The following is a 15,533-nucleotide window of genomic DNA, read 5'->3' as shown; positions in this document are numbered from 1 at the left end:
GCACCTGCCAGTGCGGGTACTCCTTCGCGACGGAGCCGAGCAGGCCGTGCACGCCGGCGTGCGTGGCGTCGAGGGTCCGGTCGCCGGGCACCCGGCACGCCTGCCGGGTGACGGCGGTGAAGCCGATCTCACGACCGTCCGCACCGCCGTCGAGGAGGGCCTTGACCAGCCGGAAGACGCTCAGGACGCCGTCGCCGGACGGCAGCCAGAAGACGTGGTCGACGTCGGCGGGGAGTTCTCCGTCGAGCAGGGTGGCGCCGGGGAACGCGGCCAGGAACGCCGCCCGCTCGGCCGCGTCGCCGCCGGCGAGGACCGGGCGGGAGCCGACCGCGGGCTCCTCGGCACCGGACACCGCGTCCCACACCGGGGCGAGCAGCGCCGTGCGCGGCGACGATGTCTCGGCGACGCGGCGGAAGGCCAGCCCGCGCAGGCGGACCGCGACGCGGCCGGCGTCGTCGCAGACGTCGATGTCCACTGTGGTCACTTCGGTGCTGTCGGTGGCGCGGCGGACGTGCGCCCACATCGTCTCGGCGGTGGGCGTCAGGATGTCGACGGCGTCGACCGCGAACGGCAGCGCGGGCCGGCCGTCGCGTTCGGCCAGCGCACCGGCCGGGTCGCCGAACAAGCCGACGACCGCCTGCACGGCGCTGTCGAGCAGCGCCGGGTGCACGGCGAGGTCCGCGCCGCGGGCGGCGGCGGGCACGACGAGCTTGGCCAGTACCTCGCCGTCGCCGATGGCGAGCCGGTCCAGGGCCCGCAGCCGGGCGCCGTGGCGGATGCCGACGGCGTCGAGCGCCGCGCGGCACTGCGCCGCGGTGAGCGACCGGGCGGTGCACCGCTCGCGCACCGCGTCGAGCGGCACGGTGTCAGCGGCTTCCGGCTCGGTGTACCGGCCCCGGGCGTGGACGTCGGCCGCGTCACGCCGGATGCGGAAGGCGGCGCCCTCGCGCTCGACGGTCAGGTCGGCGCCGGTGGCGTCCACCGGGAAGGGCGCGCTCCAGACGAGATCACGCAGGCCGGCCGGGGCGAACGCGGTGCCCGGGGTCACGGCGCGCCGCGCGAACTCCAGGGAGAGGACGGCGGGCAGGACGGCCTGGCCGTTGACGTGGTGGTCGGCGAGGAAGAACTCCTCCCCGGTGAGCCGGACCCGGTACGCGGAAGGCGTGAGGTCCGCTGGGGGTCGTGAGTGGTAATGAGGGTTAGAACCCGCATTACCACTCACGACAAGCCGCGGCAGACCCTCGGACGGGACGGCCGCCGGCCAGTAGCTCTGGCGCTCGTACGGGTACGTCGGCGCCGGGACCACGCGGCGCGCGGCTGCCGGGAAGGCCTCGGCGACCTGGGCGATCGCCCCGCGGACGAAGGCTCCCGCCAGGTCGCGGGCCGTCGACGGGCTCACCGCGTCCGGCTGGGCGTCGGCGGGGACCTCGCCGGTGAGCACGTCGGCGGCCGTGCCGGACAGCCAGGCGCGCAGGCGGTCCGCGAGCGCCGCGGTCCCGTCGGCGACGACCGCGAGCCGGTGCGGCAGAGCGGCGCGCCCGGCGGCGAGGCTGTACGCCAGCTCCGCCGCGGCCAGGCCCGTCTCACGCTCCAGGTGCGCGACGAGCCGCTCGGCCACCGAGCGGAGAGCCTCCGGCGAGCGCGCGGACAGCAGGAACGCCTGCTCCCCCGGCACGTCGGCGGACGGCGTCCGCGGGTACTCCTCGATCACGACGTGGGCGTTGGTGCCGCTCGCGCCGAAGGAACTGACGGCCGCCCGCCGCGGGCCGTGCGGGGGCTCAAGCCACGCGGTCGTGGACGTAGGTACCGTGAAAGCGCTGCCCGCCAAGGGAATCCGCGCGTTGGCCGCGTCGAAGTGCAGGGACGCCGGGATCGTCCGGTGGCGCAGGGACAGCACCGCTTTCACCACACCCGCGACGCCCGCGGCGAACTGGGTGTGCCCGATGTTCGTCTTGATCGAGCCGAGCGCGATGCTGCCCGGAGACGCGTCGGCGAACACGCGGGACAGCGCGCGGAACTCGATCGGGTCGCCCAGCTGGGTGCCGGTGCCGTGCGCCTCGACGAGCTGGACGCCGTCGAGACCCGCGTGGACCTCACGCAGCAGCCGTTCCTGGGACGCCGCGCTCGGAGCGGTGATGCCGTTGGTCGTGCCGTCCTGGTTGACGCCCGACGCGCGGACGATCGCGTGGATGTGGTCGCCGTCGCGTTCGGCGTCGGCCAGCCGCTTGAGCACGAGCGCGCCCGCGCCTTCGCCCGGGACGAACCCGTCGGCGCCGGCGTCGAAGCTGCGGCAGCGGCCCGACGGCGAGAGCATGCCGGCGCGCGTCGCCGACGCGTACAGCCGCGGTGTCGTCTGCACGAACACGCCGCCGGCGATCGCGACGTCGGCCGTGCCCGCCTTCAGGTCGCGGCAGGCCAGGTCCAGCGCGACGAGCGAGCTGGAGCACGACGTGTCGACGGTGAGCGCCGGGCCGGTGAAGTCGAGCAGGTACGCGATCCGCGACGCGACGACCGAGCCCATCGTGCCCCACAGCGCCTGTGCCGGGGCCGTCCGGTCGAGGTGCTCGCCGTAGTCCCCGGCGTAGCACCCGACGTACACGCCGGTGCGGCCGCCGAGCCGGCGCTCCCCCGTGTAGCCGGCGTCTTCCAGGGCGTTCCAGCACTGTTCGAGGAAGATCCGCTGCTGCGGGTCCATCGCCGTCGCCTCGACGCCGGAGATGCCGAAGAACGCCGGGTCGAAGTGGTCGATGTCGCTCAGGAAGCTGCCGGTGCGGCAGGCGACGTCGCCGGCGAGGGGCCAGCGCGTGACGGGCTCGACGAGGTCGGTGCCCGCGGTGAGGTGCGCCCACAGCGCCTCGGGGGTCTCCGCGTCGCCGTAGCGCGCGGCCAGGCCGACGATGGCGATCGCGTCGTCCTCCCGCGGGGACGCGGCGGCGGGTTTCGCGACGGGCCGGGCGCCGGCCAGGAACGCGCCGAGACGGTCGGCCGTGCCGTGGTCGAACAGGTCCGTGGTGTCGAGGTCGGTGCCGAGGGTCTCGTTGAGCCGGTGCACGAGGCTGACGCCGAGGATCGAGTCGAGGCCGTAGTCGGCGAACGGCCGGTGCCGCTCGATGTCGGCGGCCGGCATCTGCAGGATGTCCGCGAGTTCGGCCAGCAGGACGTCCTGCGCGTCGGCGTGCTCCTCGCGCGGAGGCTCGATCCCGGTGGGCTCGAACCAGAACTCCGGCCCGGCGAAGGGGTAGCCGGGCAGGTGCACCCGGGTCGACGCACTGTTCACTTCGGACCAGTCGAGGGGCGTGCCCTTGGTCCAGAACGCGGCCAGCTCGCCCCAGGCGCCGTCGGCGACCCACTTCCCGACGAGCGCGCGCACCTCGGGCTTGCGGGTCAGCGCGGCCAGGGTTTCCTTGCTCGCCTGGACCTTTCCGCGCCACCACGGTCCGTCGGCGACCTCGGACAGGTACGCGCCCAGCTGCTCGCGCCATTCTCCCGCTGTACTCGCCACGAAGCAGAGACGCTCGTCCATGGCCTCGCGGCCGGTCTGGAGCGTCGCCGCGATGGCGGCGAGATCCGGCGTCTCCCGCGTGTCGAGCCAGGCCGCCAGGGCGGCGGCCCGGGCGCGCAGGTCGGCGTCGGTCCGCGCGGACAGCGGGAGCAGCACCGGGTGGCGCGGCGGCGGCGGCGTCGCGGCGCGCTGGTACTCGGCGACGAGCACGTGCGCGTTCGCGCCACCCGCGCCGAACGAGGAGATCCCGGCGACGCGGCGGCCGGTCGAGGGCCAGGCGCCGCCTTCGCGGGTCAGCGTGAACGGCGTCGCGGCGAAGTCGATGTCCGGGTTGGTCCGCTCGGCGTGCAGGGTGGGCGCCAGCTCGCCGTGTTCCAGCTGCAGCACCACCTTCGTCAGCCCGGCGATGCCGGCCGCCGCCTCCAGGTGGCCGATGTTGGACTTGACCGAGCCGAGCGCGCAGTCCGCCGGGGTGTCCGCGAAGGCCTGGGTCAGGCCGTCGACCTCGACGGGGTCGCCGAGGCGGGTGCCGGTGCCGTGGGCCTCGACGTAGCCGACGTCGGCCGACGTCAGCCCGGCGTTGTCGAGGGCCTCGCGGACGACGGCGGCCTGCGCGCGGGGGTTCGGGACGGTGTAGCCGTTGGTACGGCCGCCGTGGTTGACGGCCGAGCCGACGATGACGGCGTGGATCGGGTCGCCGTCGGCTTCGGCCGCGGCCAGGGGCTTGAGCAGGACCGCGCCGACACCTTCGCCGGGGACGAAGCCCTCGCCGCCGTCGCCGAAGCTGCGGCAGCGGCCGTCGGCGGCGAGCATCCGCGCGCGGGACAGCTCGACGTAGGTCGACGGGTGCAGGTACAGGTTCACGCCGCCGGCGATGGCGAGCTCGCACGCGCCGTGGCGCAGCTGCTCGCAGGCCTGGTGGATCGCGGTGAGCGAGGCCGAGCACATCGTGTCGACGGGCAGGCTCGGGCCGCGCAGGTCCAGCAGGTAGGAGACGCGGTTGGCGAGGGAGGCGAACGACGTCCGCGGTGCGCGGCGGGGCCCGCTCACCGCGGGCGGGTGGTTGCGGTCGAAGCCGGTCTTGGTGACGCCGGCGAAGACGCCGACGCGGCCCTGGTGCTGGTCGGCGAGCCGTTCCCGGGTGTAGGCGGCGTCTTCGAGCGCGGACCAGACGGTTTCGAGGAAGAGCCGTTCCTGGGGGTCGATGTCGGCGGCGTCGCGCGGGGCGATGCCGAAGAAGGCCGCGTCGAAGCGGGCGAAGCCGTCGAGGAAGCCGCCCCACTTGCTGTAGCTGGCGCCCTCTTCGACGGCGCGCTGCTGGTCGGGCTGGAAGAAGCCGTCGAGGGGCCAGCGCTCGATCTCGCGCACGCTGTCGCGGCCCGCGCGGAGGTTCTGCCAGAAGGCGTCGAGCGTGGGGGCGTCCGGATAACGGCCGCTGATCCCGATGACGGCGATGGGTTCGCCGGTGGCCGGTCGTGAGTGGTAATGCGGGTTAGAACCCGCATTACCACTCACGACAAGCCGCGGCAGAGCACCCGCCGGAACCCGCTCGCCGGTCTCGCTCGCCGGGGCGGTGGGCGCGGCGGCGGTGGGCGCGGGGGCGGGGGCGGCGGGCGCGGGGGCGGCGCTCGCGGGGGCGTCGTCGAGCCAGCGGGTGCAGCCCTCCGGGTGGCGCTCCGCCAGGTGGCCGGCCAGCGCCGCGAGGGTCGGGTACTGGTACAGCAGCGTCTTCGGCAGCGCGCCGAACCACTCGGTGAAGCGCCGGTTCAGGCGGGTCACCGTGAGGGAGTCGATGCCGTAGCCGTCCAGTGGCGCTTCGGCGTCCAGGCGGGTCGCGTCGAGGCGCATCGTCTCGGCGATCAGGTCCTTCAGCCGCGTGAGGACGCGGGCTCGGAGGTCGTCCTGGCCGGTCATGTGGTTCCCTTCCCCGGTGATCACGACGTGGGCGGCACCGAGCGCGAGCGCTCCGTGCAGGGCGGTGAGCGCGGCCCCGGTCTCCAGCGGCGGGCCGAAGCGTTCGGCCAGCTCGGGCAGTTCTTCCTGCGGCACGCGCATTCCGCCGTCGCGCCACAGCGGCCAGCCCAGCGAGACGCCGACGCCGGGCCCGCTGCGCTGCGCGAGGTAGGCGTCGAGGAAGCCGTTGGCCGCCGCGTAGCCGGCCTGGCCGGCGTTGCCGAGCGTCCCGGCCACCGCGGAGAACGCCGCGAAGAAGTCCAGCGGCAGGTCGCGTGTGGCCTCGTCCAGGGCGACCAGGCCCGCGACCTTCGGCGCCAGCACCGCCTGGAAGTCCTGGTAGGAGCCCTGGATCAGGTAGCCGTCACGCAGCACGCCCGCCGCGTGGACGACGCCGTCGAGCCGCCCGTACGTCCGCACGACCTCCTCGACCAGCGCGCGCACCGCGGCCGCGTCCGTGACGTCCACCTCGCGGTACTCCCCCGGCCCGGCCGGCGACCGTCCACATCGGACCAGCGTGGCGTCCGGCGGGAGGTCCGCGGCGAGCAGCCGGCCGATGCCGCCCGCGCCGCCGGTCATCAGGTAGACCCCACCGGGCTTCCAGGCGCGTCCGGTACCCGGCGCGGCGGACTCCCAGTCCGCGACGAAGCGGCCCTCGGCGGTGAACCGCACGTGCTCCCCCGAGCCGGAAAGCGCGGCATCGAGGTCCGCCGGCTCGCAGGTGAACTCGACCAGCTGCACCCGCAGCGCCGGCTCCTCCTGGGCGGCCGTGCGCAGCAGCCCGATCAGGCCCGGGAAAACCGACCCCGCACGGCAGGCGACCTGGACGACGCACGGTCGTCCGTCCCCTGTGGACAGCAGCCGCTTCAGCTCGCCGAACAGCCGGATCGACGCCCGCTCGTACGCGGTCGCGGCGTCGTCACCGCCGGTCTCCACGGCGGCGATCGACACACCCGGCAGCCGACCGGGCAGGTCGCACGTCATGACGAGCCGTCGCGCGCCGGCGGGCAGCGTGGTCGGGCCGGCCGGTTCGCGGCGCCAGGTGGGCACGCGGAGGGTCATGAGGTCGCTCCCGTCACGAGACGCGGGGTATCGAGCACATCGGGGCTCTCCTGGTCGGCCAGCACGGCTTCCAGCAACGCGGCCCGCGCGTCGACGTCGAAAGCGGCGGGCGGCGCGGCCGCCTCGGGCACCCAGTAGCGCTCACGCGCGAACGGGTAGGTCGGCAGCCGCAGGATCCGGCGTCCGGCCGGGTGCAGGTCCTCCCAGACGACCGTCCGGCCTTCGCACCACAACGCGGTGACGCGGTCGAGGCCGGCGCCCGTGACCTCCGGGTCCGCCGTGCGGTCCCGGCGCACCGCGGCCCCACGCGCCCGGCGCAGGGTGCCGGTGTGCGGCCCGGGCCGTCCGGCGAGGAACGCGTCGAACCCGGCGACGACCTCTTCGACGCTCGAGGCGGCGAAGCCCAGCCGGTGTTCCATCTCCTCCCGGCCCACCTGCAGCGTGAAGGCCAGGTCCGCCAGGGAGAGGTCGTGGCTGACCACGAAATCGCGCAGGGCACTCACGCGTTCCCGCAACCGGTCGGCGTCCCGGGCGGACACCACGATCGCCTGGGGACCGGACTCGGGAGCCGGCTGCGGGCGCGAAGGCGGTTCCTCCACGACGACGTGCGCGTTGACGCCGCCGAAGCCGAAGCTGCTGACCCCGGCGCGCAGCGGCAGTTCCTGCCCGGCGCCGTCGGTCACCGGTTCCCAGCGGCGCAGCTCGCGCACCACCTCGAAGCCCTCGGGCGCGAGGTGCGGGTTCAGCTCGGCGCAGTGCAGCACGGGCAGCAGCTCGCGGTGCCGCATCTGCTGAAGCACCTTCAGCAGGCCCGCCAGGCCGGCCGCCGCCTCCGCGTGGCCCATGTTCGCCTTCACCGAGCCCAGGGCGCGGGTCCGGCCGGGCGAGGCCCCGAGGTTCCGGTAGGCCCGGGTGAGGGCGTCGACCTCGACGGGGTCGCCCAGCGCGGTGCCGGTGCCGTGCGCCTCGACGTAACCGACGCTGTCGGGGTCGACGCCCCGCATCGCCGCCTGGACGACCGCGGCCTGCGCGGCGGCGTTCGGCGCCGTGAGCGACGCGGCACGGCCGCCGTGGTTCTCCGCGCTGCCGAGGAGCACGCCGTGGACGACGTCGCCGTCGCGCAGTGCGGCGGACAGCGGCTTTAGCAGGACCGCCGCGGCGCCTTCCGAACGGACGTAACCGTCGGCGCCGGCCGAGAAGGTCTTGCAGCGGCCGTCGGGGCTGAGCATCCCGGCGGTCTGCGTCGCGGCGAACGTGTCCACGCTCAGCAGGAGGTTCACGCCACCGGCGATGGCCATCTCGCAGCGTCCGGACCGCAGGCTCTCCACCGCGCGGTGCACGGCGACGAGCGAGCTGGAGCAGGCGGTGTCGATCGGCTCGCTCGGGCCGTGGACGTCGAGCAGGAACGAGACGCGGTTGGCGAGCACGGCGTGCGAGTTGCCGGTGGCGGTGTAACCCTCGGGCGCGACGCCGCCGGCGTTGAGCAGGTGGTGGTAGTCGTGGCCGGAGACGCCGAGGAAGACGCCGGTGTCGCCGGGCAGCCGGACCGGCGGGTAGCCGCCGTCTTCGAGAGCGGTCCAGACGGTTTCCAAGGCGAGACGCTGCTGCGGGTCCATCAGCTCGGCTTCCAGCCGTGAGACGGCGAAGAAGTCCGCGTCGAACCGGTCGACGCCGTCGAGGAGGCCGGCGAACTTCGGGAAGTCCGCGTTGGCGACGACTTCGGCGTAGCGGTCGTCGAAGCGGTCGCCCGGGTAGTGCGAGACCAGGTCGGTACCGGCGCGCAGCCGCTCCCAGAAGGTGTCGGGGTCGTCGGCGCCGGGGAAACGGCCGGCGATCCCGATGATCGCCACGCCGTCGCCGGGCTCGGGTGCGATCGGCGAGGCGGGCGGGGCCGGGGCGGGCGTCGTCGTGGCGGGCGCGGCGGCCGTGAACACCGCCGGTTCCGCGACCTGCTCGGCCAGCGCCTCGACGAGACTGCGGACGTTGGGGAACTCGAAGAACACCGACGGGCGCAGGTCGATCCCGAGCCGGCCGCCCAGCTCGGTGGCCAGGGCGGCGAGCGTGATCGACTCGAAGCCGAACGCCGGGAAGTGCGTGTCGAGGTCGATCTCGGCCGGGTCCGCCTTGAGCAGCTCGGCGACGGTCTGCCGGACCGTGCCGGTCAGGCCCGGCCGGCCGGCGGCCGGGGCGTCCGCGCCGGTGCCGAAGTCGGCGCCGCTGAGGCGGCCCAGTACGCGGCCGTCCTCGTCGAGCAGGCGGACGTCGAAGACGGCGTCCCCAGTGCGCTCCACCAGCACCGCGCGGGTGCGGTCGAGGTTCCGGCCGGTCAGCGAGCCGAGGCGCCGGATGGTGACGTCGGCGTCGGCGGACAGGTGCTGCACGCCCTGGACGAGCCCGGCGAACACCCAGGCCGGGACGCGGACCCGCCGCTTCCCCGGGTCCTGGCAGGTCGCGGGCTCGGCGACGCGCACCAGCAGCCGGCCGTCGATCTCGGCGACCCCCTCGACCGCCTTCGCGTACGGCCGGGGATCGACACCGAGTTCGGCGAGCCGCGCGTAGAAGGCGTCCTGGTCAAGCGAAAGAGGCGCGGTCACCGGGGCCTCGTCCTCGGGTTCCGGGGCGGGGACGAGGTCGGCGCCGAACACCGGCGCCCCGGCCGAAGTGCGGAGTTCCACGCGGTGTCCGGTGCCCAGCCGCCAGTCGAGCTGCTCCTCGGCCGACGGCGCGGGCAGCTCGCCCCAGCGTGCGTCACGGACGGCCCACTCGCCGTCGAGACCGGCCACCTCGGCGAAGGCGAGCACGCCGTCCAGCAGCGCGACGGTGGCGAACCGGCGGTCGCGCCGGACCGAGTACGTGTAGTCGAGGAGTTCGTCGCCGCGCAGCGCGAGCCGGTAGCGGATGCCGCTCAGGTCTGACCGGTTCACCCCGACCCACGGGTGTTCCCGCCGCGCGAAGGCGAGCGGGTTCAGGACGCTCGGCGCGTCGTCGAAGGCCGGGTACCAGCAGCGCACCTTGTCGAACGGGTACGCGGGCAGCGACAGCTTGGCCGGACGCGCGGGCCAGAGGACGTCCCAGTCGACGTCCGCGCCGGCGGCCCAGGCCTCGGCCAGCACCGGCAGGTCGGCGTCGGCGAGCGCGCGCGTCACGACGTCCGGGTCCGGGGTCGCGGACACGCCCATCGTGCTGGGGGTGAACCGGACGCCCGCCGGCGCGGTGCCGGTCCAGTCCACTTCGGACAGTTCGGCGAGGCGGGTCTCCGCGTCCTCGGCGACGAACGCGAGGCGGCACGGCAGCTCGTTCTTGCCCGTCTGCAGGGTGAACGCGAGCGCGTCCAGGCCGGGACGCTCGGCGCGGACGTAGGCGTGCGCGTCGCGGAGCACCCGCCCCAAGGCCTGCGGAGTGGTCGCGGAGAACACCAGCAGCCGCGGCCGGCCCGTGTCCGGCACCGTGGCCACGCCGTCGTGCTCCTCGACGACGAGGTGCACGTTCGCGCCGCCGGCGCCGATCGACGTGACGCCCGCGCGGCGCGGAACCGGCTGTCCGTTCAGGACCGGACGCGGCCACTCCGCGCGCTCACGCTGGACGACGAACGGCGTGTCGGCGAAGTCGATCGCCGGGCTGAGCGTCTCCGAGTGCAGCGACTCGACGATCGTGCGGTGCTTCAGCTGCAGCAGCACCTTCGTCAGACCGGCGATCCCCGAGCCGGACAGCAGGTGCGCGACGTTCGACTTGACCGAGCCCAGCGCGCAGAACCCGCGATCGGCGGTGTCGCGGCGGAACGCGCTCGTCGCGCCGCGGATCTCGATCGGGTCGCCCAGCGACGTCGCCGAGCCGTGGCCTTCGAGGTAGCTGATCGTGCGCGCGTCGACGCCCGCGTCGTCCAGGGCCTTCTCGATCGCGCGACCCTGCTGGGCCGGGCTCGGCACGGTGAAGCCGTTGCGGACGCCCGCGTTGGTCATGCCGCTGCCGCGGATGACGCCGTAGACGTGGTCGCCGTCGGTGACGGCGGCCGAGAGCGGCTTGAGGACGACCATCCCGACGCCTTCGCCGAGGACGGTGCCGTCGGTGCCGATGCCGTAGCTGCGCAGGAGGTCGGCGGACTTGCTGGTGAAGTGCGCCTGCGACGTCGCGATCAGGTCGTAGGGGTGCAGCATCAGGTTGACGCCGCCGACGACGGCCATCCGGCAGTCGCCCGCGCGCAGCATCCGCACGGCCTGGTGCACGCAGGTCGACGACGACGCGCACATCGTGTCGAGGAACATCGACGGGCCGGTGAAGCCGTAGAAGTAGGAGAGCATGTTGGCGAAGACGCCGAGCTCGCTGCCGCTGGTGGTGGTGCCGCGGGTGAGCAGGTTTTCGAAGCCGTAGAGCGAGTAGCTGTTGTTCATCGAGCCGACGAGCACGCCGACGTCACCCTCGTAGCGGCGCTGGATCGTCTCGCGGGAGTAGCCGGCGTCCTCCAGTGCGGTGACGCCCGACTGCAGCAGCAGCCGGACTTCCGGGGACAGCAGTTCGGCTTGCCGCTGGGAGATCGAGAAGTAGCGGGGGTCGAAGGCGTCGATGTCCCGCAGGAACGTCCCGGCCTTCACGACGGTCTTGCCGGGGACGTCGCGCTCGTCGAAGTAGAGGTCGCTGTGGCGCCAGCGGTCGGCCGGGACGGGTTCGAAGCTGTGCCGTCCTTCGCTGAGCAGGTCCCAGAACTCGGCCAGGGTGTCGGCGCCCGGGTAACGGCCGGCCATGCCGATCACGGCGATGTCGTGGGTGTCTTCGCGGGGTCGTTCGATGATGCGCGCGGGCACCGGTGCCTCGGACGTTTCGACGACCACCGGGGGCTCCGTCTCCGAGGTCTCCGGGCTGCCGAACATCTCCTGGAGGCGGTCGCGGTGCTCGCTGATCAGGTAGCCGGCGACGCCGCGGAGGTCGACGTACTCGAAGAAGAGCGTCTTGGGCAGCGAGCCGAAGTCGTCTTCGAGGCGGCTGGTGACGTCGACGACGATGAGCGAGTCGATGCCGTAGCGCTCCAGCTTCTGATCGGCCCGGATGTGGTCCGGTTCTCGGCCGGTCAGCTCGGCGAAGAGCCGGCGGAGGTGGTCCTCGGTCTTCGCGGTCAGGGTGCGGTCGTCCACCTTCGACGTCGTCGCCGGCTTGGTGACGGGCTTTTCGCGGGTCAGGCCCGCGTACCGGCGGAGCTTGCCGGCTTCGCCGTGGAGGACGGCGCGCTGCGGCGGGGCGTCGACCTGCAGTGCGCGGTCCAGCGCGGCCAGCCCGGCGGCGGTCGGCAGCGGGACGGTGCCGGTCGTCTTCCGCAGGTACGCCTCGGTCGCTTTGTCGACGCTCATGCCGCCCTCGGCCCACAGCGGCCAGTCGACGACGCGGACCGCGTAGCCGTCGGCTCGGGCGGCGAAGGCGTCGAGAAAGGCGTTCGCCGCGCCGTAGGCCGTCTGGGCCGCGCTGCCGAAGGCGCCGGCGACCGAGCCGAAGAGGGCCAGGAAGCCGGCACCGTGCTCGCGGCAGACGGCGTCGAGGTGCGCGGTCCCGGCGAGCTTGGGCGCGAGCACCGGCGCGGTGGCTTCGAGCGGCGTGGCGACGAGGTAGCCGTCGGCGAGGACGCCGGCGGCGTGGAAGACGCCGTCGATCCGGCCGTGCCGGTCGTTGATCGCCGCGGCGGCCCGGCGCACGTCGGCGGCGTCGGTGACGTCGACCTGGTGGTAGCCGGGCAGTTCGGGCCGCGCGCGGCGGCCGCTGAGCACGACGGTCGCGTTGTAGCGTTCGCGCAGGTGATCGGCGAGCAGTGTCCCGACGCCGCCCGCGCCGCCGGTGATCCAGTAGACGCCTTGCTCGCGCAGCAGCGATTCGCCGTCGGTGGCGGCCAGTTCGACGGTTTCCCGCACCAGCCGCCGGCCGGCGCGGTCGTAAGCGACCTCGATGTCGGGAGTCGCGGCCTCGGTGCGGACGATCGTTTCCAACCGCGCGTCATCGGTCGGCCCGTCGACGAGCACGAGCTTGCCGCGAACGGCGGGGTTCTCCTTGTGCAGCGACTTCAGGACCGCGCCGAGCGGGGCGTACACGGGATCATCGGGCGAGCCGGGCGCGACGACGAGCACGGTCCGGGTGGCGCTGCCGGGCCGGTCCAAGAGGTCGCGGAGGTGCTGGTAGCAGGAGTCGAACGCGGCTTGCGCGGCCTCGGCGGCGGTTTGCGCGCCGGTGCGGGACGACGTGGCGCCGGGTAGCGGGAGGATCTCCGCGTCCAGGCGCTGCGCCGTTTCGGGGCTGTCGGTGAGCAGTGCGCTGAGCACTACGAGCGGCCCTGTCCGGCCGGTCTCGACCGCCTGCGCGGGGTGCCACGCCTGGCGCACCTCGATGAGGTCGCCTTCGGCGGCCGGAGCGGCCGAATGAGCCGGAGCGGCGGGGGCCGTCGAGGCGGCCAGGGAGCGGGGCGTGTAGCCGCGGAGGCGGGCGCACAACACGCCGTCCTCGCCGTACAGATCCACGTCCACTTTGGACTCCGTGCCGCGCAGGACCGCTTGCGTGACGCGGCCGACCGGACCGAGCAGCGTCAGCTCCGTCAGCGCGAACGGCACGCTGGCCGCCGCCGGGGTGCGCCAGTCCGAAGACCCCAGCGCCAGGACCGCCTGCAGGGCGCTGTCCAGCACCACGGGGTGCAGCAGCCAGCCCGGCGCCGCCTGGGCCGGTACCCGGATCCGGGCCAGAACGCCATCGGCACCACGGGACACCGACTCGAGGCCGCGCAGTGCCGGGCCGTGCTCGACGCCGCTCGCGCGCAACGCCGAGTAACCGCCGTCGACGGCCAGGTCCGCGGGGAACCGGGCGGCCAGGTCACCGGCAGCAGAGCCGCCGGGGGTCCCCGGGACGAGGCGGCCGGAGACGTACCGCTCCCCCGCCTCATCGAGCACCGCGAAGTCGAAGCCGTCGCCGGCGGGCACCAGCCGCAGCCGGACGTCCAGGCGAGGACCCGGCGCCGTCAGCGGACGGATCCAGCCCACGTTGCGCACGCTGGGGACCTCGACCGGCGAGGCGGCCAGGACCAGCCCGAGGACGGCCACGCCCGGCACCACCGGAACCCCGTTGACCACGTGGTCGCGGATGACGTCCTGCCCGGCGTGGAACGTCAGCGGGTACGTCCACCCGCCGTCCTCCTCGACGCCTTCGCCCAGCGACGGGTGACCCGCTTCCAGCGGGCGGAACCAGAACGGCGTGCGCGCGAAGGCGTAACCCGGCAGGTGCACCCGGCGGCCGGTCGCGGGCCACGCCGACCAGTCGACCGGCAGGCCGTGCGCCCAGGCGCGGGCGAACTTCTCCAGCCGGCCCTGCGCGAGCCAGGCGGCCGCCAGCTCGGTCACGTCGGCCTCGTCGAGGCCGCCGGTCAGCTCGGCGGCGGAACCACCGGCCACGCAGTCGTCCGGCGCAGAACCCGCCGCGACGCTCTCCAGCTGCCCCGCCCAGGTATCGAGGTCGCGGGCGCGGAACACCACACGCGCGGGCATCGGCACCCGGCCGTGCCGGAGGGTGTGGGCGATGTCGGCGACCGCTATGACGTCACCCGACGCCAGCCGGGTCCGGGCCCACGCCGCGAGTCCGGCGCACGTCTCGCGCAGCCGCTCGTCGTCCATCGCCGACACCGGCAGCCATTCGTCCTCTTCGGACGGTCCGGACGGCTCGACCGGGGACGGCGACTCCAGCAGCGCGTGGGCGTTCGTCCCGGCGAAGCCGAACGAACTGACCCCGGCCCGCAACGGCGAGCCGTCGGGCGCCGTCCACTCCGACAGCTCGTCGACGACGCGGAACGGGCTGCCCGTCAGCGTGATCAGCGGGTTCAGCCGCTCGAAGCCGACCGTCGCGGGCAGGGCCCGGTGCCGCATCGCGGCGATCACCTTGAGGATCCCGGCGACGCCCGCGGCGCCTTCGAGGTGCCCGATGTTCGTCTTGACCGAGCCGATGCCGCAGTGCTGGCCGGAACTCGTGTCGCCCAGTTCCGCAAACGCTTTCTTCAGGCCGCGTACCTCGATCGGGTCACCGACGGGCGTGCCCGTGCCGTGCGCCTCGACGTAGCTCACCGACGCCGGCTCGATCCCGGCACGGCGGTAGGTGTCGGCGATCAGCCGCGCCTGCGCGTCCGGGTTGGTCACCGTCAGCGAGCTGGTCCGGCCGCCGTGGTTGGTGCCGACGCCCTTGATGATCGCGTGCACGGCGTCGCCGTCGCGAAGCGCGTCCTCGGCGCGCTTCAGCAGCAGGACGCCACCGCCCTCGCCGCGCACGTAGCCGTTCGCGCCGGCGTCGAACGCCTTGGCGCGACCGGCCGGGGAGAGCATGCCCGCCTTGCTGAACGCGATGAAGTGCCGCGGCGACCAGATCAGGTTGACGCCGCCGGCGAGCGCCTGGTCGCAGTCGCCCGACGTCAGCGCCTGCACCGCCTGCTGCACCGACACCAGGGAGCTCGCGCAGGCGGTGTCGTTGACGACGCTCGGGCCGCGGAAGTCGAAGTGGTGCGAGACGCGGTTGGCGATCACCGCGTACGCCGCGCCGGTCGGGTAGTACGCGTCGATCGTGTCGAGCTCCTGCTCGATCAGCTCGGCGTAGTCCCAGTGGCACACGCCCATGAAGACGCCGGTGCGCGAGCCGGCGAGCCGGTCGGCGCGGTAGCCGGCGTCCTCGACGGCGTGCCAGCTCAGCTCCAGCGCCATCCGCTGCTGGGGGTCCATCAGCCGGGCCTCGCGCGGGGACACCTGGAAGAAGTCGGCGTCGAAGCACTCGGCGTCGGTGATGAACCCGCCCCAGACGCTGCTGGTCTTGTCGCCGTCGCGGCGCGGGTCGCCCGCGTGGTCGGCGGCGCGCCAGCGCTGCTCGGGCACCTCGCTGATCAGCGAGCGCCCTTCCGCGAGGTTCGCCCAGAACTCGTCGCTCGTGCGGGCGCCCGGCAGCCGCAACGCCTGGCCGACGACGGCGATGTCGTGGGAACCAACGGAACTGTGTGCCATGGGAATCCTCGTCTTCCGTG

The 15,533-nt window shown here is 74.2% G+C and carries 2 protein-coding genes (1 of these 2 cut by a window edge); both read right to left on the bottom strand.

Annotated elements, in window-relative coordinates:
* A protein-coding gene (locus OHS58_RS05970; protein ID WP_328647429.1) for an SDR family NAD(P)-dependent oxidoreductase crosses the window boundary here: on the bottom strand, positions 1-6,517 show its beginning. It extends 16,103 nt beyond the left edge of the window; 6,517 of the gene's 22,620 nt are visible here — the first part of the coding sequence; it begins with the start codon at positions 6,515-6,517; its stop codon lies beyond the left edge, outside the window.
* The gene (locus OHS58_RS05965) at positions 6,514-15,513 is read right to left on the bottom strand and encodes an SDR family NAD(P)-dependent oxidoreductase (RefSeq protein WP_328647428.1); all 9,000 of its coding nucleotides are present in this window, start codon (positions 15,511-15,513) and stop codon (positions 6,514-6,516) included. Before OHS58_RS05965 ends, OHS58_RS05970 begins: the two co-directional genes overlap by 4 nt.
* Positions 15,514-15,533: the final 20 nt, after the last annotated feature.

The sequence above is a fragment of the Amycolatopsis sp. NBC_00348 genome (genome assembly GCF_036114655.1).
GTDB lineage: Bacteria > Actinomycetota > Actinomycetes > Mycobacteriales > Pseudonocardiaceae > Amycolatopsis.
The sequence above is the reverse complement of the archived record's forward strand: the minus strand, read 5'-3'. Positions and strand labels throughout refer to the sequence as shown.